Origin of the sequence: Pseudomonas sp. YNh, assembly GCF_037993085.1 — a bacterium.
In the GTDB taxonomy this organism is placed as follows: domain Bacteria; phylum Pseudomonadota; class Gammaproteobacteria; order Pseudomonadales; family Pseudomonadaceae; genus Aquipseudomonas; species Aquipseudomonas putida.
Genome location: NZ_JBBMRJ010000037.1, coordinates 1 through 24266, shown reverse-complemented (window position 1 = coordinate 24266; position 24266 = coordinate 1). Strand labels below are relative to the sequence as shown.

At 63.0% G+C, this 24266-nt stretch carries 25 protein-coding genes; 12 read left to right on the top strand and 13 right to left on the bottom strand.

Annotation, left to right across the window (positions count from 1 at the left end; genetic code table 11):
* Nucleotides 1-398: 398 nt before the first annotated feature.
* Nucleotides 399-785 (top strand): hypothetical protein, encoded by a 387-nt coding sequence (locus WF331_RS26180; protein WP_115283627.1) that lies wholly within the window; start codon nt 399-401, stop codon nt 783-785.
* A gap of 174 nt (nt 786-959) precedes the next feature.
* On the opposite strand, the gene WF331_RS26175 is transcribed toward WF331_RS26180, so the two are convergent.
* The 3 genes from WF331_RS26175 to WF331_RS26165 all read right to left on the bottom strand — a co-directional run bounded on the left by WF331_RS26175 (nt 960) and on the right by WF331_RS26165 (nt 3616).
* On the bottom strand, nt 960-1937 hold the full coding sequence (locus WF331_RS26175; protein WP_340623451.1) for a D-2-hydroxyacid dehydrogenase family protein: 978 nt from the start codon (nt 1935-1937) through the stop codon (nt 960-962).
* Between the two features lie 61 nt (nt 1938-1998).
* Nucleotides 1999-2490, bottom strand: coding sequence for a DUF1543 domain-containing protein (locus WF331_RS26170; protein WP_340623450.1), 492 nt, complete (start codon nt 2488-2490; stop codon nt 1999-2001).
* 214 nt (nt 2491-2704) lie between these two features.
* Complete coding sequence (locus tag WF331_RS26165; protein ID WP_016499060.1) at nt 2705-3616, bottom strand: LysR family transcriptional regulator; 912 nt, start codon at nt 3614-3616, stop codon at nt 2705-2707.
* Between the two features lie 94 nt (nt 3617-3710).
* Here WF331_RS26165 and WF331_RS26160 point away from each other — a divergent pair, with 94 nt between their 5' ends.
* On the top strand, nt 3711-4886 hold the full coding sequence (locus tag WF331_RS26160; RefSeq protein WP_016499061.1) for an MFS transporter: 1176 nt from the start codon (nt 3711-3713) through the stop codon (nt 4884-4886).
* 159 nt (nt 4887-5045) lie between these two features.
* On the opposite strand, the gene WF331_RS26155 is transcribed toward WF331_RS26160, so the two are convergent.
* On the bottom strand, nt 5046-5669 hold the full coding sequence (locus WF331_RS26155; RefSeq protein WP_284362764.1) for a glutathione S-transferase family protein: 624 nt from the start codon (nt 5667-5669) through the stop codon (nt 5046-5048).
* 198 nt (nt 5670-5867) lie between these two features.
* On the opposite strand from WF331_RS26155, the gene WF331_RS26150 reads away from it, so the two are divergent.
* The 6 genes from WF331_RS26150 to WF331_RS26125 all read left to right on the top strand — a co-directional run bounded on the left by WF331_RS26150 (nt 5868) and on the right by WF331_RS26125 (nt 10119).
* Nucleotides 5868-6167 (top strand): DUF3077 domain-containing protein, encoded by a 300-nt coding sequence (locus WF331_RS26150; protein ID WP_049274699.1) that lies wholly within the window; start codon nt 5868-5870, stop codon nt 6165-6167.
* Between the two features lie 79 nt (nt 6168-6246).
* Nucleotides 6247-6969, top strand: coding sequence for a hypothetical protein (locus tag WF331_RS26145; RefSeq protein ID WP_174370200.1), 723 nt, complete (start codon nt 6247-6249; stop codon nt 6967-6969).
* Nucleotides 6970-7261: 292 nt separating this feature from the next.
* Nucleotides 7262-8182 (top strand): LysR family transcriptional regulator, encoded by a 921-nt coding sequence (locus WF331_RS26140; RefSeq protein ID WP_340623449.1) that lies wholly within the window; start codon nt 7262-7264, stop codon nt 8180-8182.
* A gap of 170 nt (nt 8183-8352) precedes the next feature.
* Entirely contained in the window at nt 8353-9129 is a 777-nt protein-coding gene (locus tag WF331_RS26135) for an SDR family oxidoreductase (protein ID WP_016499066.1), read from the top strand.
* A 106-nt stretch (nt 9130-9235) separates the two neighbouring features.
* On the top strand, nt 9236-9685 hold the full coding sequence (locus tag WF331_RS26130; RefSeq protein WP_016487684.1) for an antitoxin Xre/MbcA/ParS toxin-binding domain-containing protein: 450 nt from the start codon (nt 9236-9238) through the stop codon (nt 9683-9685).
* Complete coding sequence (locus WF331_RS26125) at nt 9682-10119, top strand: RES family NAD+ phosphorylase (protein WP_016487683.1); 438 nt, start codon at nt 9682-9684, stop codon at nt 10117-10119. Before WF331_RS26130 ends, WF331_RS26125 begins: the two co-directional genes overlap by 4 nt.
* A gap of 7 nt (nt 10120-10126) precedes the next feature.
* Here the strand turns inward: WF331_RS26125 and WF331_RS26120 are convergent, their stop codons facing one another.
* Both WF331_RS26120 and WF331_RS26115 read right to left on the bottom strand, forming a co-directional pair.
* Entirely contained in the window at nt 10127-11281 is a 1155-nt protein-coding gene (locus WF331_RS26120) for a cysteine desulfurase family protein (protein WP_284362772.1), read from the bottom strand.
* A 191-nt stretch (nt 11282-11472) separates the two neighbouring features.
* Nucleotides 11473-12399, bottom strand: a complete 927-nt coding sequence (locus WF331_RS26115; RefSeq protein WP_049274693.1) for a LysR family transcriptional regulator — start codon at nt 12397-12399, stop codon at nt 11473-11475.
* A gap of 139 nt (nt 12400-12538) precedes the next feature.
* Between WF331_RS26115 and WF331_RS26110 the strand changes: the two genes are divergently transcribed.
* From WF331_RS26110 to WF331_RS26100, 3 genes are all read left to right on the top strand, one after another.
* Nucleotides 12539-13768, top strand: a complete 1230-nt coding sequence (locus tag WF331_RS26110) for an acyl-CoA dehydrogenase (RefSeq protein ID WP_340623448.1) — start codon at nt 12539-12541, stop codon at nt 13766-13768.
* Nucleotides 13769-13931: 163 nt separating this feature from the next.
* Nucleotides 13932-15332 carry a PAAR domain-containing protein gene (locus WF331_RS26105; protein ID WP_229608753.1) on the top strand — a complete coding sequence of 467 codons (1401 nt, stop codon included), beginning with the start codon at nt 13932-13934 and terminating at the stop codon, nt 15330-15332.
* On the top strand, nt 15325-15714 hold the full coding sequence (locus WF331_RS26100; RefSeq protein ID WP_284398963.1) for a hypothetical protein: 390 nt from the start codon (nt 15325-15327) through the stop codon (nt 15712-15714). Before WF331_RS26105 ends, WF331_RS26100 begins: the two co-directional genes overlap by 8 nt.
* Nucleotides 15715-15735: 21 nt before the next feature.
* Here the strand turns inward: WF331_RS26100 and WF331_RS26095 are convergent, their stop codons facing one another.
* The 7 genes from WF331_RS26095 to ribBA all read right to left on the bottom strand — a co-directional run bounded on the left by WF331_RS26095 (nt 15736) and on the right by ribBA (nt 23759).
* Nucleotides 15736-16791 (bottom strand): TerC family protein, encoded by a 1056-nt coding sequence (locus WF331_RS26095; protein ID WP_284362780.1) that lies wholly within the window; start codon nt 16789-16791, stop codon nt 15736-15738.
* A 166-nt stretch (nt 16792-16957) separates the two neighbouring features.
* Nucleotides 16958-18265: a phosphate ABC transporter substrate-binding/OmpA family protein gene (locus WF331_RS26090; RefSeq protein WP_284362781.1), complete on the bottom strand. Its 1308-nt coding sequence runs from the start codon at nt 18263-18265 to the stop codon at nt 16958-16960.
* 186 nt (nt 18266-18451) lie between these two features.
* Nucleotides 18452-19600 carry an ABC transporter ATP-binding protein gene (locus WF331_RS26085; protein ID WP_284398953.1) on the bottom strand — a complete coding sequence of 383 codons (1149 nt, stop codon included), beginning with the start codon at nt 19598-19600 and terminating at the stop codon, nt 18452-18454.
* Nucleotides 19601-19619: 19 nt separating this feature from the next.
* The gene (locus WF331_RS26080) at nt 19620-20429 is read right to left on the bottom strand and encodes an ABC transporter permease (RefSeq protein WP_016499074.1); all 810 of its coding nucleotides are present in this window, start codon (nt 20427-20429) and stop codon (nt 19620-19622) included.
* A gap of 6 nt (nt 20430-20435) precedes the next feature.
* Nucleotides 20436-21353 carry an ABC transporter permease gene (locus WF331_RS26075; protein WP_016499075.1) on the bottom strand — a complete coding sequence of 306 codons (918 nt, stop codon included), beginning with the start codon at nt 21351-21353 and terminating at the stop codon, nt 20436-20438.
* Nucleotides 21350-22375: an ABC transporter substrate-binding protein gene (locus WF331_RS26070; RefSeq protein ID WP_016499076.1), complete on the bottom strand. Its 1026-nt coding sequence runs from the start codon at nt 22373-22375 to the stop codon at nt 21350-21352. Before WF331_RS26070 ends, WF331_RS26075 begins: the two co-directional genes overlap by 4 nt.
* A 262-nt stretch (nt 22376-22637) precedes the next feature.
* Nucleotides 22638-23759, bottom strand: coding sequence for a bifunctional 3,4-dihydroxy-2-butanone-4-phosphate synthase/GTP cyclohydrolase II (gene ribBA, locus WF331_RS26065; RefSeq protein ID WP_284362787.1), 1122 nt, complete (start codon nt 23757-23759; stop codon nt 22638-22640).
* 78 nt (nt 23760-23837) lie between these two features.
* Between ribBA and WF331_RS26060 the strand changes: the two genes are divergently transcribed.
* Nucleotides 23838-24131 (top strand): DUF1330 domain-containing protein, encoded by a 294-nt coding sequence (locus WF331_RS26060; RefSeq protein ID WP_016499078.1) that lies wholly within the window; start codon nt 23838-23840, stop codon nt 24129-24131.
* Nucleotides 24132-24266 lie beyond the last annotated feature (135 nt).

Sequence of the window (24266 nt, the reverse complement as noted above, 5' to 3'; positions counted from 1 at the left end):
CTCTCGTTCATCAGTGGATCCAGTGATGCCAATTTGATAGCTTTCCGCCCCTTACCGCTGTATCCGGATAGGAATTGATGAACCAGCTATACGAACACGGCACTCTGACCCCGGTCGCGAAGCCGATTGTGGACAGGGTGATCGAGACCGCCCTTGGCAGTCTGGACGCTACTTCCGATAACAAGGTACTGCGTGGCCTCAACGATGCGTTGGCGGGCGAAATAGAACGTTTTAACGCAGGCGTCGCGACCCCGGATGGCGACCTGCAGGGGCCACTGAGGGTGTTGCGCGAACTCAGGCAACAGCTCGACGAACTGCTGGCGCTGGCCGATGGTCATGCCTTGTGCAGGCAAGCGGTGGAGCGCCTGGCAAGTGTGCAAGGCCAGCATGAAATCGAAATGGCCGCGCTGCAGGCCAGTGCCGAGGTGCAGAACCGCAAACTGGTGGCAAGTACCTTGGCCCGCGTGCAAAAGGAAGGGGCAATCCGCAAGAGCCTTGAGCAGTACCAGGAGCAGCTGGCCGCCAGCAACCTGGCACGGGAAGCGCTGTCTACCACGGTGACGACGGCTTTGAAGAGGCTTGCGCTGGCGACCAGCACCCAGGCTCAGCGCGTTGATAGCGTCGAGACGCATTTGGCCAGCCTGGTGGAGCGCCAGCGTGAATGCGAGCTGCAATTGCAGCAGGTGTGCGGGACGGGCTGGGCGGTGTATCTGGAGCGCAATGCAGTGCCGCTGGTGGCGTTGGCGGTGGCTGTGTTTGCGCTGGGGCTGAACCTGTTCGGTTGAACGCAACTTAACGGCAAACCTGAGGCCTGCGCGGTCGTTGTGGAAGCGGGTTCACCCGCGCAGAATCCTGCACAGTGGATGGCACCGGCTTCGCCGGTGTTCGCGGGCACGCCCGCTCCCACAGTGATCGCGCAAACTCTGACATTTTTAACACGACAGTGGCTCCCGCAGGGCTCAGCGTCGAGCTGCCAGGGCCTCAGGGTTGGCAACGTTCTTTGGCTTTCCTTCGAAAAACGCCAGCACATTGTCGAAGGCATCGCCAAAGTACAGCTCGTAGCCGTTCTTCTCCACGTACCCCAGGAGCGGCGTACTGAGTACGCGTGGGTGGCGCAGCAGCGGATGGGCCGGGTCGAGCAGCGGCTCCTCCTCGTACACATCCACCGCCGCGAAACCCGGCCGCCCAGCATCCAGTGCCTGTAGCAATGCCCCCGGGGCAATCAGTTCTGCGCGGCTGACGTTCACCAGCAAGGCGTCAGGCTTCATCTTGGACAGGTCGTCGAAGGTCACCCCGTGGCGTGTCTGGTCGGACAGGCGCAGGTTCAGGCTGACAATATCCGCTTCGGCAAAGAATGCCTCACGCGAGGCAGCAGCGCGATGGCCATCGGCTTGGGCTGCGGCGCGGCTGCTGTCGCTGCCCCACACCAGCACAGGCATGTCGAACGCCTGGGCATAACGCGCCAGACGCTGGCCGATCTTGCCGTAGCCCCAAATACCCAGCAGCTGGCCGGCCAGCGCCTGGCCCAGATTGACCTGCCATTGGCCTTGGCGGAAAGCATCGATGGCCGGCACCAGTTGCCGGCGGGCATTGAGGATCAGCGCCCAGGCAAGCTCCGCAGGCGCCACCGGCGAGCCGCGCCCCTCGGTCACCGCAATGCCGCGTGCGGTGCAGGCAGCCAGGTCCAGGTGGCTGGACACCTTGCCGGTCTGGCTGATCAGCTTGAGGTTGGGCAGGCGGTCGAGCAAGGCGGCGTCGATGCGGGTACGTTCCCGGGTGAGTACCAGTGCGTCGGCATCGGCAAAGCGTGCTGCAAGTTGCTCCAGCGTGGCCGGCTGGCGCTCATGAAGCACGCTGACAGCGTGCCCGCTCAGCTTGCCGAAGCAATCGAGCGTGTGGATCACATCCTGGTAGTCGTCGGGAATGACAATGCGCATGGTGGTCTGGCCCTGGCGGTACAGTGAAGCGTCGAAGATAACCCAACTGCGCGCATCAACGTCAGATCAGGATGTAGTCGCTGCGCATCACCACCGGCTCATGCGCCCCTTCGACCAGGTGCACGAACTGCCCGCCCACCTGGTCGATTGCCAGGCAGTCGTCGACATCGAGCAAGGCGTCGGTGTGCGGCTTCAGCCAGTGTGCCTGCATGCGCTGCTTGCCCAGGGCCTTGGCTTCGGTCTTGTTGCGGGCGGCAACCAGCAGGTAGCGGTGCGCCTCGCCGAACACATCGCGCTCGTAACCGCCGAGGTTGATGAAGTACAGGTGCAGTGCGCTGCGGGCGGGGGCGTCCGGGCGCAGTTCGATCCGTTGGCCGTCCACGCCGTGCACTTCCAGCCACGAATCGATGTGCAAGCCTTTCGCGCTACCGAACCAGGCCTGGCGCAGCTGCGGGTAAGCCTGTTCGAAGGTGTCGGCCTGGGCGAATACCACGTCGTGGACTTCGATCTTGGCGCCGGGGTGGCGGCCTCCGAGCATGACGACGTAAAGCATGGGCGGTCCTTTGCGTGGCATTGAGTGAAAGTGCATTGTACCCAGCCACAGCCAGTTCGATGAAGCGATGCCTGAGCATTGTTGGAGCGGGCATGCCCGCGAAGCAGGCCGCGCGGTGGATGGCAGGGGCTTCGCCCTTCTCGCCCGCGCTGCCGTTGGCTTACTCGAATGCCACCGTGGCACTGTGACGCCTCGCCGGGGACGAGTCCACCGATTACAAGGGATTGCGCAGGCCGCCAGACAGGTGCTCTACCAGAAAATCCACAAACACCCGCACCCGCGCCGGCATCGCCTGGCCACCGACGAACACCGCATGGATCGGCTCGCGGTCCTCAGGGTTGTACGCCTCCAGCAATGGCACCAGCCGCCCGCTGGCCAGGTCGTCGACCACCGTGAAGGTACCGATGCGTGCCACGCCGGCACCGATCCTGGCCAGTTGCGCCAAGGCTTCGCCGCTGCTGCATTCGATATTGCCCGTCACCTTCAACGAGAATACCTGCCCGTCGCGGCGAAACGGCCAGTCGGGCGCGGCACGGCGGAAGTTGAAGCGCAGGCAGTTATGCCGGGCCAGGTCTTCAGGCTCAAGCGGGGTGCCGCAGCGTTGCAGGTACTCGGGCGAGGCAACCACCACCTGGCCGGTTTCACCAATGGCGCGGGCGCTCAATGAACTGTCCGGCAGGTGCCCGAAACGCAATGCCACGTCGGCCTGGCCGCCGAGAATGTCGGCCACTTCGTCACTGAGGGTAAGGTCAACCAGCACTTGCGGGTAACGTGCGCTGAAGGCCGCCAGCAGCGGTACCACGGTCAGCCGGGCATGGCCCAGCGCAGCGCTTACCCGCAAGCGCCCGCGCGGCACGCCCTGGTCGGTGATGGCTTCTTCCACTTCGAGCATGTCGGCCAGCACCCGCCGTGCACCGCGCAGGTACGCCTCACCCTCGGGGGTGAGGGTGATCGCGCGGGTGGTGCGCAGCAGCAGGCGGGTGCCCAGGCGCTGTTCGGTGCGGGCGATGATGCGGCTGACCGCAGAAGGCGTCAGGTTCAGTGCCCGCGCGGCGGCCGACAGGCTGCCTTCTTGCGCCACCCTGGCAAATATCTCCATCTCGCCGGATCTTCCACTGAAGTCCATTTGTGCCTCGTGCGCAAAGGTGGTTGGCAAAAAAGCAGTCTAGTGCGCTTTTGAAATGGATCGTAGCATTTGCGGCATAGATAAGGAGCTTGCCATGCGTATCAATCCGCCTCTCGTCGCACTTGCCATCGGTGCCTTTGGCATCGGTGTCACCGAGTTCGCCCCCATGGGCATGTTGCCCAGTATCGCCACTGACCTTGGCGTCTCCATCCCCGCTGCCGGGCTGCTGGTCAGTGCCTATGCCATTGGCGTGCTGATCGGCGCACCGCTGATGACTCTGGCCACGGTGAAGATCCCGCGGCGTTATTTGCTGATCGGGCTGATGGCCATTTTCACACTGGGTAACCTGATGTCGGCCCTGGCCAGCGATTACACCAGCCTGCTGGTGGCCCGTGTGGTCACCTCGCTCAACCACGGTGCCTTCTTTGGCATCGGCTCGATTGTCGCGGCCAGCGTGGTACCGCCCGAGAAGCGCGCCGGGGCGGTGGCGGCAATGTTCATGGGCTTGACCCTGGCCACCATCGGCGGCGTGCCGCTGGCAACCTGGTTTGGTGAAATGCTGGGTTGGCGCACGGCATTCTGGGGTATTGCCGGGCTTGGCCTGGTGGCGATGACCACGCTCTGGTACGCGCTGCCCAATGTGCCGTCGCCCAAAGGTGACGGGGCCATGGCCGAAATCCGGGTGCTGGGCCGCGGCCCCGTACTGGCGGCGTTGCTGCTGACGGTGGTGGGTTCCAGTGCGATGTTCACGGTGTTCACCTACATTGCGCCGATCCTGCAGAGCGAGGCGGCGGCGTCCACCACCTTCGTGACAGCCATGCTGGTGTTGTTCGGTGTGGGCCTGACCTTGGGCAACGTGTGGGGCGGCAAGGCGGCAGACCGCTCGATCGACCGCACGCTGATCGTGTCGTTGGCGTTGTTGATTGGCGTGCTGCTGGTGTTCCCGCTGGTGCTGGACTGGCCGCTGCCGACGGCCTTGGCGATCCTGGTGTGGGGCGCGGCCAGCTTTGCACTGGTGCCGCCATTGCAGATGCGGGTGATGGAGGCAGCCAAGGATGCGCCCAACCTGGCATCGGCGGTGAATATTGGTGCATTCAACCTGGGCAATGCGATTGGCGCGGCGCTGGGTGGCGCAGTGATCAACGCAGGTTTGGGCTACCCGGCGATTTCCCTGGCGGGCGCGGCGATGGCGGCGCTGGGATTGGTGATGGTGTTGCTGTTTGCCTGGCGTGGGCGGGTGGTGGCAGCGGCGGGGCAGGTTGTGGTGTAACAAGCCGAGATCGCCGGGGGCGCTGTGCGCCCTTTTCGCGGCACAAGGCCGCTCCTACAGGTACAGCGCACGCCTCAGGTGCTGCGCGGTCTTTGTGGGAGCAACTGTCTTGCTTGTGTCGCGATAGGGCTGAAATGCAGTGAAAACCGGGGTTGTACGTTAGGGCGTACCGTTACGGCCGTGCAGGTGATAGGCCGGGCGTTCGCTCAGGCGTTCGTAATAATCGCGAACCGCTGGCAGGTGCGGGTGCTCGAACGGCGTTTCGAACCAGCGGTTGACCGAGAGGCCGATAGGGATATCGGCCAGGGTGAACTGGCTGCCGGCTACGTAGGCACCGGTGCTGGCCAGTTGGCGGTCGAGGATATGCATGTAGCGCGACCATTCGGCGCAACCGGCGGCCAGTGCTTGCGGGTCCTGGTGGGAGGGGGAGTGCCTGACCAGTGACATGAATGCGTAGCTCCACGAGCGGTTCAGGTCCGCGGCCTGCCAGTCGATCCACTGGTCGATCCTGGCCCGCGCCTGGGCATCGTCGGGGTAGAACGCGGTGGCACCGTAGCGGTTGGCCAGGTAGCGGATGATGCTGTTGGACTCCCACAAGGTGAAGTCGCCATCCTGGATCACCGGGATCATGGCGTTGGGGTTCAATGCCAGGAACTCCGCACTGTCAGTGGCCTGGAAGCCAGAGCCCCAGTCTTCGCGCTCGAATGCGACCTCGAACTCGGCGCAGGCCCACAGGACTTTTCGCACATTGATGGAAGAAGCTCTGCCCAGTATCCGTAGCATGGTGTTCGTCCTGGTGTGGGGGAGGTTGATCGTCCGACACTGGCAGGTGCCGGTCAAGGGGCTGATCGGTGGCAGAGCGCCCATATCATGGGGTTCGTGTAGTCCCTTTCCGAAAGTGGTTCTTTCCATCCTGCTGGTCATTGTGATGGGGGAGGTGGCGTCCTAGGCTGGGTATGCTCGTAACCCCGAGGAATGGACATGGACAACGACACCCCGAAAAGCAGCAAGCTCAATGTCGTGCGTGCGGCGAGCCGGTTTGGCAACGCCGATGCCGAACTGGTGCAGATGAAACCGCAGCTGCCAATGAGGACCGCACTGACGGAGGCCTCGGGCATCATGGGCTGCATCACTGAAATTACCCGCAAGGCCATCGACAGGCCAGCCGACCGCAAGGTGATGATGCAGGCCACGTTCTATCTGGCCGGCATGGCCAAGGCACTGATCGATGGCCAGCTGCTGCAGGTGCGTCAGGCGCGTGAAGGTGAGCGCGAACCCTAGTCAAGCTTGCCTGGGGGCCCTTAACTTGGCACCCTTGGGCGGTTTGAATCGTCTGTATCACCACAGAAGGAAGTTTGCATTGAGCTGGGACAAGGTGGGGAAACTCCTCGTAGCCGTGCTTTTAGGCCTGATGGTGCTTTTGACCGCCTACGTGTTGCTCAGGAGCAGCCCGCGCCTGGAGGCGTCACTCACCTATGCCTACCTCACCTATCCCACCCAGTTCAGCGAGCGCATAAGCAAAGCCAGCGAGCAACTCAAGTATGAGCAGTTGCAGGGGCGTATCAACAGTATCGGCCAGGGCGGTCTGAGCCACGATCAGGTCGAGCGCCTGATTGAAATGGCCCAGGCACCCTATGCGCAGTTGTTCGCCAAGCCCTTCGAGGCCGGGCTGGTCGATCACCGTACCGGCTTGCTTATCGAACTGCGCAACAGTGGTGACGCGCCGGTACGGGAGGTAAAGATCCGTCTGCCAGCCAAGGGCCTGGTGCAGGTGCGTGATGCTGCCGGCAACGACACCCTGCTGGAGGCCGCTACCGCGCAGGTGGACATCCCGGCCATCGAGCCGGGTGGCACGTGCAAGGTCTGGGTCTATTTCGATGCAGACTATCTGCAGATCCGCCAGGGCGGGGTCAGCATCAGCCACGCCGACGGAGTGGCCAATGTGCAGGTGTACCACGAGGTCATCGGTTTTCCGGCCATGGTGGCCCGTTACAGCCGCGAGTTGATGGTGTTGCTGGGCGTACTGGCGGTCAGCGTGCTGGGCCTGGGTTATGCCTGCCTGGCACGGCGTAGACCGCGGTAAACGCCTCACTCGAACATAAATATCTGATTGGGCGGGGCACCTGTGGGAGCGGGCAAGCCCGCGAACACCGGCGCAGCCGGTGCCATGCAGCGCGTCGCACTCTTTGCGGGCCCGCCCGCTCCCACAGGATAAAGCTGCGCTTGCCAAAGCCTTGTTCCACGGGCGACAGCGCAGCATAACGGTGTGGCATGCGTGTTCTGCGATCAAGGGTCATTTGCTTGAAACTCAACACACCCCCGTTGACGACCCTCTATAGTGCTCGGCATTACAAGCGCCATCTCGAGCCTGCCTGATGATCCCTTCCCTGGATTCCATTTTTTCTCGCCTGCGCCTGCGTCAGTTGCGCCTGCTGATCGAGCTGGATCGCTGTGGTTCGCTGCACAAGGCGGCCGAAGCCATGGCCATTTCCCAGCCCGGGGCCACCAAGGCGTTGCGTGAGGTGGAGGAGGTGCTGGGGGTACCATTGTTCCAGCGCCTGCCCAGCGGCCTGGTAGCCAATGACGTGGGCCGTTGCGTGGTGCGCTATGCGCGGCTGATCCACAGCGACCTGGGGCACTTGCGCGAAGAGGTGCTAGGCATCGTCCAGGGCCAGGGTGGGCGGCTGGCGGTGGGCAGCATCATGGGGGCCATGCCGACACTGGTCAGCGCCCTGGGGCGCTTGCGCCGCAAGCAGCCGCAGCTGGCGGTGGAAATTGCCGAGAATACCAGCGCCAACCTGCTCGCCCAGCTGGACGAGGGGCGCCTGGACCTGGCCATCTGCCGGCCGGGGGTGGGCCGCAACGCGGCGGACTATACCTTTGTCGAACTGGCCCAGGAGCCGTTGGTGGTGGTCGCGCACCCGCAGCATCCGCTTGCCGGGGCAGCGGCACTGGCGATCAGCGACTTGAGCCATTACCGCTGGGTGGTCTACCCGGCGAACATGCCCATGCGCCAGGCGCTGGAGCGCGAGTTGAGCGAGGCAGGGGTGGAGGTGCCCCGCTACCCGCTGGAAACCTTCTCCACCTTCGCGACGTTCATGCTGCTGGAGGATGACCCGACGCTGGTGGCGGTCATTCCCAGTGCCGTGGCGGCTTTTGCCGAGCAGCGCGGGTTGCTGGTGTCGCTGGCGGTGCAGCTACGGGCGTTGAGCGAGCCGTTCGGCATCGTGCACCGTGTGGCGGCGCCGCTATCGCCAGCTGCGCGGTTGCTGGTAGAGGAATTGACGGCCAATTGAAGTTTGACGGCGCTCGCCCTCCAGCCCATTGCTGGCGGGCTGGTGGGGATAAGCGATGGTTATTGGTGGATCAGCTCTTTTCATTATCGGCGGCCCTGCCTGTGCTCTAGATTACCCCCGGAACGGCCTGCCAGTACCCCTGTAACCCTATTGCATCAAGGAGCAACCCAATGGATCTAGGCATTACCGGCCGCTGGGCCATCGTCTGCGCGGCCAGCCAAGGCCTGGGCAAAGGCTGCGCCGAGGCGCTTGGCAAAGAAGGCGTGAACCTGGTCATCAATGCCCGCACCCAAGCCACCCTGGAGCAGACCGCCACCGAGTTGCGTGCGGCCTGCCCGGGCATCGAGGTGCTTACCGTGGCCGGCGATGTGGCCGATGCCCAGGTGCGCCAGGCGCTGTTGGCGGCCTGCCCGCAGGTCGACATCCTGGTCAACAACGCCGGTGGCCCGCCACCGGGGGACTTCCGCGACTGGGGGCGTGACGACTGGCTGAAGGCGCTGGACGCCAACATGCTCACCCCCATCGAGCTGATCAAGGCGGTGGTCGACGGCATGGCCGAGCGCGGTTTCGGCCGGGTAGTGAATATCACCTCTGGCGCGGTGAAGGCGCCGATCGACATCCTCGGTTTGTCCAACGGCGCACGCAGTGGCCTGACCGGTTTCATTGCTGGCCTGGCCCGGCAGCAGCGCCTGGCGGGCAGCAATGTGACACTGAACAACCTGCTGCCTGGGGCGTTCGACACGGCGCGTTTGCAAAAGACTTTGCAGGCGGCGGGTGGCGATGTGCAAGCCACCGCCCAGGCCAGGCGCAAGGCCATCCCGGCGGCGCGCTTTGGCGATGCCGGGGAGTTTGGTGCGTACTGTGCGTTCCTGTGCAGTGCGCATGCCGGTTATATCACCGGGCAGAACCTGCTGATCGATGGCGGGGCGTATCCGGGTACCTTCTAAAAGGTGCGGGGGCGCATTGCCCCCACAACGAAGGGCCGCAGGCAAACTGGCAATGATCCGGCGAATACCGCATAATTGTCGGCAAACGCCGAAACAGGAGTATGCCATGCTTGCCGAAGTGCTTCGCGACAACGGTTACCACGAGTACCGGGCGCGCCTGCAGGCGCTGCTGGAGATACCCGAACTTGCCAGTGACTTCGAAATCCACACCCGCATCACCCATGGGTTTGCCGCCACCTGGCTGGTGAAGTTGACCGAGCGTGGTGTGTTCACCCCGGTGGAGCGGGACCAGATCATTCCCCTGCGCACCCTCAAAACCCGTATCGAGCGTGACCAGCCGCTGACCGTGGAAGAGAGTGATCGGCTGTTCCGCTCGGCCCACATCACCGCCATGGCCGAAGCCGTGTTCGGTGAAGCGGACAAGGCCAAGCGCTGGCTGTCCAAGCCCAAGGAACGCTTCTCGGGGCTGACGCCCATGCAGATGCTCACCACCCAGCAAGGCACCACTCAGGTGGAAGAGATGCTGCTGCAGATTGCCGAGGGCTTTGGCCTGTGATTTTGTGGCGTATCAGCGCCTATGCAGATTTGAGTGGCACTGGGGGGTTGCGTGTAAGCGGCCGCTGGCACCAGGCGGGCCGGCCGGTAGTGTATGCCGCCACCAGCCCTTCCGGGGCCATGCTCGAGGTGCTGGTGCACCTGGAGATAGACCCCGAGGATTTTCCTACCACCATGCGCCTGATCCGTATCGAATTGCCCGACACGGTTTCACAAGCGCAGCTGCCCGCCTTGCAGCCCGGCTGGTCCGCTCAGCCTGAGTTGACCCGGGCGCTGGGCAATCGCTTTCTGGATGACTGCTCGGCATTGTTGCTGCCGGTGCCCAGCGCGATCATGCCCAGCACCATCAACTACCTGTTCAACCCACGGCACGCGCAGGCGCAGCGCGCGAAAATACAGGTCGAGGATTTTACCCCGGACAGCCGCTTGTTCTAGCGCGTGTTCACCACAGTGCAGCCGACGCCGTCGTCAGCACCCGGTCAAACACGGCGAGCGCCTGGTCCACTTGCGCCTCGGTGGTGAATCGGCCGATGCTCAAGCGCACACTGTTGCGTGCCTGACGTTCGTCCAGCCCCAGTGCCAGCAGTACATGCGAGGCGGCGTTGCTCGCCGAGTTACAGGCCGAGGTGGTCGACAAGGCCAGCTCGCTTGCCAGTGCCGCGCTGTTGAAACCCTTGCTGTCGATGCACAGGTTCAGGGTATGGGGGATGCGTTGGCTGGCGCTGCCGTTAAGGGTCACGCCGGGTAAAACCAGCAGGCCATCGCGCAAGCGTGTGGCCAGTTGCTCAAGGCGCTGGTGCTCGCTGTCACCTGGTTGGCCGGCCAGGGCAAAGGCGCTGCCCATGCCGGCGATCTGATGGGTTGCCAGGGTGCCGGAACGCAGGCCCTGCTCATGGCCGCCGCCGTGCATCTGCGCACGCATCAGCGTACGGGCGCGTGGCCCGACATACAGCGCGCCGATCCCTTTTGGCCCGTAAACCTTGTGCGCCGAGAGCGACATCAGGTCCACGGCCATCGCGTTCAGGTCGATGGCGAGCTTGCCTACGGCCTGTGCGGCATCCACATGCAGCAGGGCACCGTGGGCACGCACCTGTTGGCCGATGGCGGCAAAATCGGTAACCGTGCCCAGCTCGTTGTTGACCGCCATCAACGATACCAGGCGGGTATCGGCGCGCAACGCTGCCTGCACGCTTGCAGGCTGGATCAGGCCGGCGGCATCCGGCGTCAGGCGGGTCACGGCCCAGCCTTGGCGCTCCAGTTCGGCCACTGTGTCGAGCACGGCTTTGTGCTCCAGTTGGCTAGTGATCAGGTGCCCAGGCTGGTCGAAGCCTTGGGCAATGCCTTTGAGTGCCAGGTTGTTGGATTCGGTAGCGCCCGACGTCCAGACCAGGTTGTCGGCTTGCGCGCCGACGCGCTCGGCCACCTGCTGGCGGGCTTGCTCCACGGCCTGTCGGGCAGCCTGGCCGTAGGCGTGGCCACTGGACGCCGGGTTGCCGAAGTTGGCCTCGCTACCAAGGCAGGCAAGCATGGTTTCGATGACCCGATCGTCGACGGGGGTGGTGGCGGCGTAATCGAAATAGAGTGGGGCGCTGGGCATTGGGGCGGGTCCATGTCTGTCGCCGTGAAATCGGCGATTGATGGGGTAAGCGTATCCGCCATGGCTGAGATATTTTTCGCTTCCCGCCGCTTTTTTCACAATGGACGTGAGAAAACTTTCTCTCTTTCTAACCGTTGGTAGAATATTTTCTTCAGGAGGGCGAGGCTATGGGCCGCCCCTCGCAGGCAGCTTCAGGCGGGCTGCAGGGCTTTCTCTTCCTCTGCTACCACGCGTTCGCACAATTCGGTGATCTGCTCGCGCATCCAGCGGTTGGCCGGGTCCTGATCAGTGCTTTCATGCCAGTACAGGTGCGTTTCCAGTGCGGGCACCTCCACTGGCAGTGGCTGGTAACGCAACTGATGGCGACGGGCGAAACGCTCGGGAACGGTCATCGCCATGTCGGTCTGCTGCAACACCTGCGAGGCCATCAGGTAGTGCTGCGAACGCAGGGCGACCTTGCGCTGAACACCCATCTTGCCCAGCGCCAGGTCGACGTAACCCAGGCCGTTGCGGCGGCTGGAAATATGGATATGGGTCATGCCCAGGTAGCTGTCGAGGGTCAGTTTGCTGTCAGCGAGTGGGTGGCCCTGGCGCAGGGCGCACACATAGCGGTCTTGCATCAGCTTGACGTGGCGCACCTGCGGGTCGGTGTTCAGGGGGGCGTCGATGGCGAAGTCCAGGCGGCCGGCGGCGAGTTCCTTGGTGGTCTCGCGGCGCTTGCACAGGAAGCTTTCGATCAGCACTGCGGGCGCCAGGCGGCGCAGGCGCTGGAACAGCGGCGGCAGGATGACCGCCTCGGTCAGGTCAGTCATGCTGATGCGGAAGGTTTTGTTGGCCTGTTGCGGGTTGAAGATGCGGCTTTCCTGCACCGACGTACGCAACAGTGCCAGGGCGTTGCGCACCGGGCCTATGATGTTCTGCGCCATCGGCGTGGGCACCATGCCTTGTGCGGTGCGCACGAACAGCGGGTCGTTGAAGGTTTCGCGCAGCCGCGAAAGGGCGTTGGACACAGCAGGCTGGGTAATGCCGACAATCTGCCCGGCGCGGGTCAGGTTGGCTTCGGTGTAGATCGCATCGAACACGATGAACAGGTTGAGGTCGACCTTGCTGAGGTTCATGGGCGCCGCTCTTTGTTGGAATTATTGGCCGATCATATATCGGTTATGAATGTTTATACACGCGGAAAATAGACTAGGTGGATGGGGGCGCGCTGCTCTAGGCTCTGCCCATGTACTCCGAACCGTGAAGGTAGCCCCGATGGATTTCGCCTATTCGCCCAAGGTCCAGGCACTGCGCGAGCGCGTTACTGCGTTCATGGACGCCTACGTGTACCCCGCCGAAGCCGTGTTCGAGCGCCAGGTTGCCGAGGGCGACCGCTGGCAGCCCACGGCAATCATGGAAGAACTCAAGGCCAAGGCCCGCGCCGATGGGCTGTGGAACCTGTTCTTGCCCGAATCGGAATATGGCGCCGGCCTGAGCAACCTGGAATACGCCCCGCTGGCAGAAATCATGGGCCGCTCGTTGCTCGGGCCAGAGCCGTTCAACTGCTCGGCGCCGGACACCGGCAACATGGAAGTGCTGGTGCGTTATGGCAGCGAAGCGCAGAAACGCCAGTGGCTGGAGCCGTTGTTGCGCGGTGAGATCCGCTCGGCGTTTGCCATGACCGAGCCGGACGTTGCCTCCTCGGACGCGACCAATATGGCCGCCACTGCCGTGCGTGACGGCGACGAATGGGTCATCAATGGCCGCAAATGGTGGACCTCCGGCGCCTGCGACCCGCGTTGCAAGGTCATGATCTTCATGGGCCTGTCCGACCCTGAAGGCCCACGCCACCAGCAGCATTCGATGGTGCTGGTGCCCACCGATGCGCCGGGCGTGAAGATCGTCCGCCCGTTGCCGGTGTTCGGCTATGACGATGCCCCTCATGGCCACGCCGAGGTGCTTTTCGAGAACGTACGGGTGCCTTATGAAAGTGTGCTGCTCGGCGAGGGGCGCGGCTTCGAGATTGCTCAAGGGCGCCTTGGCCCGGGCCGTATCCACCACTGCATGCGCTCGATCGGCATGGCCGAGCGTGCGCTGGAGCTGATGTGCAAGCGGTCGGTGGAGCGTACTGCTTTTGGTCGGCCACTGGCACGGCTGGGTGGCAACGTCGACAAGATCGCCGACTCACGCATGGAAATCGACATGGCGCGGCTGTTGACGTTGAAGGCGGCGTACATGATGGACACCGTCGGCAACAAGGTGGCCCGCAGCGAAATCGCGCAGATCAAGGTGGTGGCGCCAAACGTGGCGTTGAAGGTGATCGACCGGGCGATCCAGATGCATGGCGGGGCAGGGGTGAGCGGCGATTTTCCGCTGGCCTACATGTACGCCATGCAGCGCACCCTGCGCCTGGCCGACGGCCCGGATGAAGTGCACCGGGCGGCGATTGGCAAATATGAAATTGGCAAGTATGTGCCGGTGGAGCTTTTGCGTAGCGGGCGATGAAGTCGTCAGCCTGAGCCGGCCTCTTCGCGGGTCAACCCGCTCCCACAGTGATCGCACAAACTCCCGCAATGTGTAGGAAGTATCTGAATTTCGGCTGAGGCCCCCTGAATTTCCCTTGCTGGTGATAGGTTTTCAACCGTAACCAGGTACAGGGAGTTTAGGGATGCGCGTCAATTTGGAGGGAAAGGGTCAGGCGGTAGATGGTGATGTCACTACAACGGGTGCTGTCTGTATTGCGACCGGGGCGGGCTACCTGGACGAAGGCCGAATGGTGCTCCGTGAGGGCGACCACACCACGCCATGCCCTCTTTGTGGGCAGGTGGGAACTGTCGCTGAAGGTGTGGATCACTTTATTTCCGATGGCCAGCGGGTGGCCATGGATGGTGCGCTGGTTGTCTGTGGCTGTTCGCCGGGCAGCAACCGGGTGGTCGCACCGTTATATGAAGCACCGCCTTCCATGTATTCCATTGCGGGGCCTACCAACACCCACTTAAACCCGCCGTCAGCCACCGCCTACCCCGAGCGCCTCCCCCGAGCCGTCCTAGGTGCACTGCCCGATTCGCTGGAGCCTGGCTTCTATGTAGTTCCTCGACGCATGTCGTTCCCCCAGGTGCTGCTGCAATTGGCCGAGCATGATGCCACTTTGCCGATCTCCCGGTTGCAAAGGCTCAACCCGACGTTTGAGCAAGGCTTCAAGGCTGGGGAGATCTTCGTTATCGGTGACCCTGACAACGCCAATGCCTGTACGCGCGAAGAGGGAGAACTGATGGCGGCTGCGCAGCATGCGCGGCGTGCTCTGGAGGTGCTCGACTACGCCGAAGCGGATTTCATGATGCAGCACCAGGCCGAAATCGCCGGCTTGCTCAGCAACGCCAGCCTGTCCATGGGCGTCGGCAAGGACATGCTCGATCAAGGTTTGAAACAGGTCAGTCATACATTGACCAGTATCGAGCAGTTGCACCAGCGGGAGTTCATGCGCCACGGCCATCTGAACAGCCCGGGCTTTTTCGCGGAACGGCGGCGGCTTCTGCAGCAGCTGGATGGGCAGTTGAAAACGGCATTTTTGAACAAGCAGTTGAACCTTGGGAGCTATGAGCGCTTGAGGAAGAGCTTGAATATTTCGACCAAGAGTCTAGTCCATCACTGGTCGAAAGCGGGCGGGCCGGGGCAAATCCCGGGGTATGCAACGCATCTGGATAAGGTGGCGCGGCTGAGCAAGTATCTTGAATATGGTGGGTATGCTGCAATTGGGCTGGGGGCTACGTCATCTTCTCTGAAAGTGCAAGAGGTCTGTGTTGCAGGTGAAACTGATGACTGCCGGAAAGTCCGATTTACTGAAACGGGTAGTTTCGCTGGTGGCTTAGGAGGAGGGATGGTGGGAGGTTACATCGCAGGTGCTGCCGCTGCCGCGCTATGCGGTGTTTTCGCGGTGGGTACCGGCGGCCTTGGTGTTCCCGTATGCGGGATTGTCCTGATTGGCGCCGGCTCTGCGGCAGGCTCTATGGGTATTGGTGCAGCTGGGGAGAAGGTCGGTGAAATGATTTATGAGGTGATGGATGATTGACTTTGATAGCTGGTCTCCATACTTGCGCATAGCTTTCTTAGTTGCGCCCTTCATTATCGGCCTTGTCGGTATTGCTATGAATGTACAGATCGCGCTGTCAACGGATTTTGATATTGCTCTTTCAGCGATTACCAGCAATCCCTACCTCGAACAGATGAAGCCCGTGTGGGGCGGAGGGAATCTGAGGTCTCGATGTCTACTGATGAGCACGGTCAGCGCGTTGGTTACATTTCCTTGGCTTCATTTGCGCTTGGGATGGTTGGAGGAGGCGGAACTTGAAAGGTTTCCGCCCAAGTTGAGGCGAAAATTAGTAGCAGCTCTTTGGCTGATCCTGATCTCATCAGTCTGGGGGGTGGTGGGGTATTTCATTATAAAGAAATGATCTCCGCCCAGATTCGTAACTTCAGACCCGCATCTGCGGGTCTTCCTTTTTATTGCTAAATTCACCATCGGCATTCGCAGGCTGTTTGGGTTGTATCTCCGCCTTCTCCCCCCGCGTCTTCACCAACGAAACCACCACCCCACCCAGCAGCAACCCGAACGTCACCCCCAACGACAGCAGCGCCGGTACCTTGCCCACCATGCCGTGATAGAAAATCTTGCAACCAATGAAGATAAGTACCAGCGCCAACGCATACTTGAGGTAAACAAACCGGTGCATCAACGCCGACAGCGCGAAGTACAACGAACGCAGCCCAAGAATGGCAAAGATGTTCGAGGTGTAGACAATGAACGGGTCCTGGGTAATGGCGAAAATCGCCGGCACGCTGTCGACGGCAAACACCAGGTCGGCCAGTTCGATCAGCACCAGTGCCAGGAACAACGGGGTTGCGTAACGCAGGGCCTTGCTGTGCCCGGGCGGGGTCTGGCGCACGAAGAAGTGCGAGCCGTGGATCTGGTCGGTGACCCGCATGTGCCGGCGCACGAACTTGAGTATCGGGTTGTTGGCCAGGTCAGGGTGGCTGTCTTCCTTCGAAAGCGCCATCTTCACCCCGGTAAACAACAGGAAGGCACCGAAGATATACAGCACCCAGGCAAAGTTTTGCACCAACGCGGCGCCCACGCCAATCATGATCGCCCGCAGGAACACCACCCCCAGAATGCCCCAGAACAGCACGCGATGCTGGTAGCGTCGGGGGATGGCAAAGTAGCTGAAGATCATCGCCATGACGAACACGTTGTCCATCGACAGCGATTGCTCGACCAGGAAACCTGTATAGAACTCCAGCGCCGACTGGGCGCCCAGCTGGTACCAGACCCCGGCGCCGAAAAACACGCCAACGCTGAAGTACCCCGAGTACAGCAGCAGGCTTTCGCGCATCTCGATTTCCCGGTCGTGGCGGTGCAGCACGCCCAGGTCGAGCACCAGCAAACCGATGACGATGGCCATGAACACCAGCCACAACCAGGCGCTGGTACCGAGTACAGGGGTGGTGAGGAATGCTTGCAGAGCTGTCATGAGCCCCTCCTTGAATGTCGACGTTGCATGGCAACAGTGATCCGACATGGCGGCTTGGCAGCCGTCAGAGGGGCCCGGTATCACATGAATTTGAGCCTAGACCCGATTGCAGGAGATACCGAATGGGGAGCTGTTACATTTCTTTGCCAGAGCCCCCTGCATCAATTCAATACACCCACACCTCGACCCGCCGATTGCGCAGTCGCCCTTGCTCCAGCTCATTGCCGGCCACCGGCAGTTCATCGCCCATACCCGTTACTTCCAGCAACTCCACGCCATCGCGCGCCAGCTCGCGGCGTACTGCCTGGGCCCGAAGGCGCGAGAGCAGGGCGGCGCGGCCAGGCGTTTCCTTGGGGTCGCCAAACCCTACCAGCACCGCTTTGCTCTGCAGCTTGCCAGCCTGGCGCAGGTACTCGGCCACCCGCTGCACGTCGCGCAGGGCCTTGTTGTCGAGGCTGGCGCTGCCTTCCTGGAAACGGAAGTTCACGCTCAGCCGTTGCGCCCGCTGAGCCAGGGTGCGGTAGCGCGGCGGCATGTCGGCCAGGGGCGCTACTGCCAGGGCCTTGATCTGCTGCGAAACAAAGCCCTGCTGGGCGACGATCGCCTGGCCGGCCGGGCTCTGGGCAAAGTCGGCCAGGGCCCTGGCCTGTGGCTTGGGGTTGGCCGGCAGGTAGAAGTACAGGCGCCGTGACAGCGGGTAATCTTCACTGGCTACCAGCGCGCGCTCCGGCAGCATGGCCGGTGCGTCGCCTTCGGCTACCGCCAGCACCTTGGCCCCGTGCACCGCAGCCAGGCTGCTGAAGCCGATGGCCTGGCGGTCGGTGGCCACCTGCGCGGCCAGCTCGTCACTGGACTCGAAACGCCGGGCCTTGGTCGATAGCTCGTTGTGCTGGGGCTCCAGCACCAGCGCCTTGAACGTCTCGAAGGTGCCGGAGCGGTCGTCACGGGCGTACAGGTGGATGGCGCCGCCAGCAATACCCAATTGCTCCCAGTGTTGGATCTGCCCGGAAAAAATCTGCGCCAGTTGCTGCGTGTTCAACCGAGGTAGCGGGTTGTCGGGGTGGACGATAACCGCAACGCCATCCAGGCCGATGACTTGCTCGGCAGCGGCTGCGCGCAGGTCGCCCAAGGCCCGCAGTTGGCGTACTTCGCTGTCGTTGATCGGCCGCGAGGCGGCTGCCAGGTCGGCCTCGCCCCGGCCCAGGGCGATGAAGCCGGTGCTGGATCCGTGGGCAGCGATGTCGATGCGCACGGGTTGGCCATGCGCATCGCGTGCGGTGATCACGGTCTCGTTGGCCCGCTTGCCGGGTTGCTGCTCGATGGCGGTGGCTTGCTGCGCGTGCAATTGCCCCTGCACCAGCGCTGGCAGCAAGGCCGCGCCGATGGTGTTGGAGCCTTGCGCACGCATGTGCATGGGCTCGGCCAAGGTCGCAAACGGGATCAGGGTGAGCAGCAATACAAGCAGGCGGGGCATGCCGGGTGGCCCTGTGGCATAGAGTTGGCCGGCAGATTACGACAGTGGCGTGATGATAATGTGACAGACCGTAGGGGAGGGCTCTGCCCTCCATTCGCGACACAAGGCCGCTCCCACAGGCGACCGCGATTCCTTGTGGGAGCGGCCTTGCGTCGCGATAGGGCGCGCAAAGCGGCCCCGGTTATCTCAATGCGCCCCGGCGGATTTGCTCAGGTCACTCTCGGCCCACTCGGTATAGATGCACGCATCCGCCACCGCCCAGCGCACCTTCACGGTGTCGCCCGGCTGCATCGGCATGCCTGCGGCCGAGAGTGCCTTCACCGTCAGCTCGGTACCGCCTGCAGTCACCACATGGCAGGTCTGGCTTTCACCCAGGAACAGCACTTCGCCAACCTTGGCACTGACCTCGTTCCAGCCCGCCGGCAGCGGCTCGCGCGCAGCCTGTTCGGCGGTCAGGGCCAGGGCTTTTTCCGGGCGCACCATGATCAGTGCGTCCTGCGAGGCGGACAGGCCTGGGGTCAGGCGAATGGCCACTGGCTGGCCCTCGAATCTGCCGGCGCCATTGCTGCTGGCCTTGATACGCAGGAAGTTGGAGTTGCCCAGGAACGAAGCGACAAAGGCATTCGGTGGGTTCTGGTACAGGTCGTAACCGGTGCCCAGGCCGACGATCTTGCCGTGGCTGAAGATGGCGATGCGCTGCGACAGGCGCATGGCTTCTTCCTGGTCATGGGTGACGTAGACAATGGTGATACCCAGCCGGCGGTGCAGTTGGCGCAGTTCGTCCTGCAGGTCTTCGCGCAGTTTCTTGTCCAGCGCGCCGAGCGGCTCGTCCATCAGCAGGATGCGTGGCTCGTACACCAGTGCCCGGGCAATCGCCACGCGCTGCTGTTGCCCGCCAGACATCTGCGACGGCTTGCGGTGGGCGAACTGCTCCAGCTGTACCAGCTTGAGCATGGCGTCGACCCGCTTTTTGGTCTCGCTGGCGCTCAGCTTGCGGATGGCCAGCGGGAAGGCGATGTTGTCGCGCACGTTCAGGTGTGGGAACAGCGAATAACGCTGGAACACCATGCCGATGTCACGCTTGTGCGGCGGTACATTCACCAGCGACTGGCCGTCTACCAGGATCTCGCCGCTGCTGGGGGTTTCGAAGCCGGCCAGCATCGACAGGGTGGTGGATTTGCCCGAGCCGCTGGAACCGAGGAACGTCAGGAACTCGCCGTCCTGGATTTCCAGGTCGAGGTTGTCCACGGCGGTGAAGTCGCCGTAGTGCTTGTTCAGGCCGCGCAGGCTGACCAGGGTCTTGCCTGGCGCGTTGTCTTTGATCACTGCACTCATTGTTGTTTTCTCCGCGCGCTCAGGCGTTTGTTTCGGTGCGCCGGCGCAAGGCGGCGGCAATGAACATGACAAGCAGCGACAGGCCGATCAGCAGGGTCGAGGCCACAGCGATGACCGGGCTCAGGTCCTGACGCAGGGTGGTCCACATCTTCACCGGCAGGGTCTGCAGGTCGGGGCTGGCCATCATCACGCTCAGCACCACCTCATCCCACGACACCAGAAAGGCGAACAGGCCGCCGGCGATCATCCCCGGGCGAATGGCCGGGAAGGTGACCTTGAAAATCGCCTGCAGGCGCGAGGCACCGCAGATCACTGCGGCATCCTCGATCGACTGGTCGAACAGCTTCAGCGAGTTGATGATCGAGATGATGGTGAAGGGCAGGGCGACGATCACGTGGCTGACCACGAAGGCGAACAGCGTGCCGGTGTAGCCGAGCTTGAGAAACAGTGCGTACACCGCCACGGCGATGATCACCAGCGGCACGATCATCGGCATGGTGAACAGCCCGTACAGCAGCTCGCGGCCGGGGAAGCGGCCACGCACCAGGGCGAAGGCGCTGGGCAGGCCCAGCAGCACGGCGGCGACGGTAGTCAGCACGGCCACTTTCAGGCTGGCCAGTGCGGCGTCCATCCACTCCGGGTTCGAGAAGAACTGGCCGTACCACTTGAAGGTCCAGCCCGGGGGCGGAAACACCAGCCACTGGGACGAGCCGAACGACAGCAACACGATGAACACCACCGGCAGCAACAGGAAGGCCGCAATGACCCCGGTGGTCAGGTACAGGCCCGTACGCAGCGGGCGGCCCATGGCATTGGGAGACAGGAGCATGGCGGTTTACCTCGCGTTGCCAACCGGGGATTCCGGCTGCAGCTTCAGGTACAGGTAGAAGAGCACCAGGGTGATCGCCACCAGCAGTGCGGCGGCGGCGCTGGCCAGGCCCCAGTTGAGGAACGACTGCACCTGCTGGATGATGAATTCGGGCAGCATCATGTTCTGTGCCCCGCCCAGCAGTGCCGGGGTGACGTAGTAACCGAGCGACATCACGAACACCATCAGCGCGCCGGAGAACAGCCCCGAACGGCACAGTGGCAGGAACACCTTCCAGAAGTTGGTCCACGGGCTGGCGCCGCAGATGGAGCCGGCCTGCAGCACCATCGGGTCGATGGCGTGCATGGTGGCCTGCAGCGGCAGCACGATGAACGGGATCATGATGTAGCTCATGCCGATTACCACGCCGGTGAGGTTGTGCACCATTTCCAGCGGGGTATCGATGATACCCATGGCCATCAACGCCTTGTTGATCACACCCGAGCTTTGCAGCAACACCAGCCACGAGTAGGTGCGCGCGAGCAGGCTGGTCCACATCGACAGCAGCACGATGTTCAGCAGCCAGCGGCCCCAGCCCTTGGGCACCAGGGTGATCGCCCAGGCCAGCGGGAAGCCCAGCAGCACGCTGATCAGGGTGACCACACCGGCCACCGAGAAGGTGTTGAACAGCACCCGTGCGTAGGCCGAGTTGGCGAACAGCTGCTCGTAGTTGCCCAGCCCCGGCGTTGGCTCCAGCACCCCGCGCAGCAACAGGCCGACCAGTGGGGCGAAGAAGAACAGGCCAAGGAACAGCAGGGCCGGCAGCAGGTTGCGGCTGCCCTTCCAGCGCTGGCTCAGGCTGGCGCGGCGAGGGGCCGTTCCGGGGGCGCCGGTGCCCGTGGGGGCACCTTGCGCGTTATGCAGGGCGTTGATGGCGACTTTCATTTGACCAACCACTCATTCCAGCGGGCCGCGATGGCCTGACCGTTCTTGGCCCAGTAGGCGAAGTCGAGGGTGACCTGGTCCTGGGCGTAGGCAGTTGGCAGGTTGGGCGCAAGGTCCTTGTCCAGCTTGGCCACGCTGTCGACGTTGACCGGGGCGTAGGCGGTCTTGTTGGCGAACTCGGCCTGGCCTTCGGCGCTGCTGGCGTTGGCCAGAAACTTCATTGCCGCGTCCTTGTTCTTTGCGCCTTTGGGGATGACCAGGAAGTCGGCCATGACCAGGTTCTGTTTCCAGCTCACACCCACCGGTGCACCGTCTTGCTGCAGGGCATAGACACGGCCGTTCCAGAACTGGCCAAGCGAGGCTTCACCCGAGGCCAGCAGCTGCTGCGACTGGGCGCCACCGCCCCACCAGACGATATCTTGCTTGATGGTGTCGAGTTTCTTGAAGGCGCGGTCCAGGTCCAGCGGGTACAGCTTGTCCGGCGCTACGCCGTCGGCCAGCAGGGCCAGTTCCAGCACGCCCGGGCTGGGCCATTTGTACAGGGCGCGTTTGCCCGGGTAGGTCTTGGTGTCGAACAGTGCAGTCCAGTCCACCGGCTTGTTGGCACCGAGCTTGCCTTCGTTGTAGCCCAGTACGAAGGAGAAGAAGAACGAGCCGACGCCATGGTCGGAGACGAAGCGCGGGTCGATCTTGTCGCGCTTGATCTGGGTGAAGTCGAGGGGTTCCAGCAGGCCTTCGCTGGCGGCGCGCAGGGCAAAGTCGGCTTCGACATCGACCACGTCCCATTGCACGTTGCCGCTTTCGACCATGGCCTTGAGCTTGCCGTAGTCGGTGGGGCCGTCCTGCACGACCTTGATGTCGGTGGATTTGGTGAAGGGTACGGCCCACGCTTCTTTCTGGGCGTCCTGGGTGGTACCGCCCCAGCTGACGAAGTTCAGGCTGTCAGCGGCCTGGGCGGCCTGACATGCCAGGGTCAGCAGGCTGGCGGACAGCACTGCGGTTACACGTTTGCTCAACAGCATGGTTACGCCCTCGTTGCTTTTGTTATTCGAGGCGGGGCTTGTGGTGCGCCCGCCAACAGTGTTCGGGGAGCAGCTAAAACAAAGTGTCTTGGTGGCCGTTTGTGATTGTAGGTGCCGGCCTGCAGATTCAAGGTCTACGGGATATCATATTATGGTATTCCAAACTTTTGGCAAGAGGTATGAGGCGACCGGCCATCACCCGGCCTCAGGTTTGGTTGCCGGGGCCTTGTGGGAGCGGCCGGTGTCGCAGGGAGGGCGCAGGTCAGCCCGGCACTACGGGCTCGAACGGGATGCTCTGCACCACCTCCAGCTCATACCCTGCCAGGCCGGCGTACTTCAGTGGTGGCCCCAGGTGACGCAGCTTGCCCACGCCCAGGTCCTGCAGGATCTGCGCCCCGGTGCCTACTTCGGAGTACACCTTCGACTGCCCACGCTGGTACGGCCTTACCGGCTGTGTCAGCTGTGGTATGCGCTCAAGCAAGGCTTGGGAGGATTCATGGTTGGCCAGGATCACCACCACGCCAGCGCCTTCCTCGGCCACCTTCTGTAGCGCCGCCCACAGTGTCCAGTTGGCGGGGCCTGCGTATTCGGCACCGACCAGATCGCGCAATGGGTCGATGACGTGCACCCGTACCAGGGTCGGTTGCTCGCGGCGGATGTCGCCCATGACCATGGCCATGTGCACGCCACCTTCAATGCGGTCCTCATAGGTGACCAGACGGAAGGTGCCGTGCACGGTCGGCAGCTCGCGCTCGCCGATGCGCTTGATGGTCTGCTCGGTGCTCAGGCGGTAGTGGATCAGGTCGGCGATGGTGCCGATCTTGATGCCATGCCGGGCGGCGAACACTTCCAGGTCGGGGCGCCGGGCCATGGTGCCGTCGTCATTCAGCACCTCAACGATTACCGACGCCGGGCTGAAGCCGGCCAGGCGCGCCAGGTCGCAACCTGCTTCGGTGTGGCCGGCGCGGGTCAGCACGCCGCCTTCGCGGGCGCGCAAGGGGAAGATGTGGCCGGGTTGCACCAGGTCTTCGGGGCGGGCGTTGGCAGCCATGGCCGCCGCCACGGTGCGCGCCCGGTCGGCGGCGGAGATGCCGGTGGTGACGCCGGTGGCCGCCTCGATCGACACGGTGAACGCCGTGCTGAACACGCTGCCGTTGGCGGGTACCATCTGTTCCAGGCCCAGGCGCTGGCAGTGTTCGTCGGTCAGGGTCAGGCAGATCAGGCCACGCGCTTCGCGGGCCATGAAGTTGATGGCCTGGGCGTCGCAACGCTCGGCGGCGATTAGCAGGTCGCCTTCGTTTTCCCGGTCCTCGTCATCCACCAGCAGGACCATCTTGCCTTGCCGGTAGTCCTCGAGAAGCTCCTCGATGGTGTTGAATGCCATGTTGCACGCTCACTGTGGTGGGGTGATTTTTATGGTATACCATCATACACAAATATCGCCTTAACAGGAGAGCAGCGCATGAAGGCCTACTGGATCGCCCATGTGGACGTGACCAACCCCGAGCAGTACCAGCAGTACACCCAACGCGCGCCGGCAGCCTTCGAGGCATTCGGCGGTCGCTTCCTGGCACGTGGCGGGCGCAGCGAGGCGATGGAAGGGCGGCCTACCCCTCAGCGTAGCGTGGTGATCGAGTTCGATTCTTACGAGCAGGCGGTGGCGTGTTATCGGTCCGCGCTTTACCAGGAGGCGTGCAGCCATCGCCAGGGGGTGGCGAAGGCAGAGGTGATCATTGTCGAAGGGTTTGAGCCCTGATGTTGGGCTGATGGCCCTTTCGCGGGTAAACCCGCTCCCACAGGTACACCACAAAGTTCCAGTTCTGTGGTGTACCTGTGGGAGATTCTATGGTTTTCAGCAAGGCGCTTTCCCACCCTTGGTGACATATTCGTC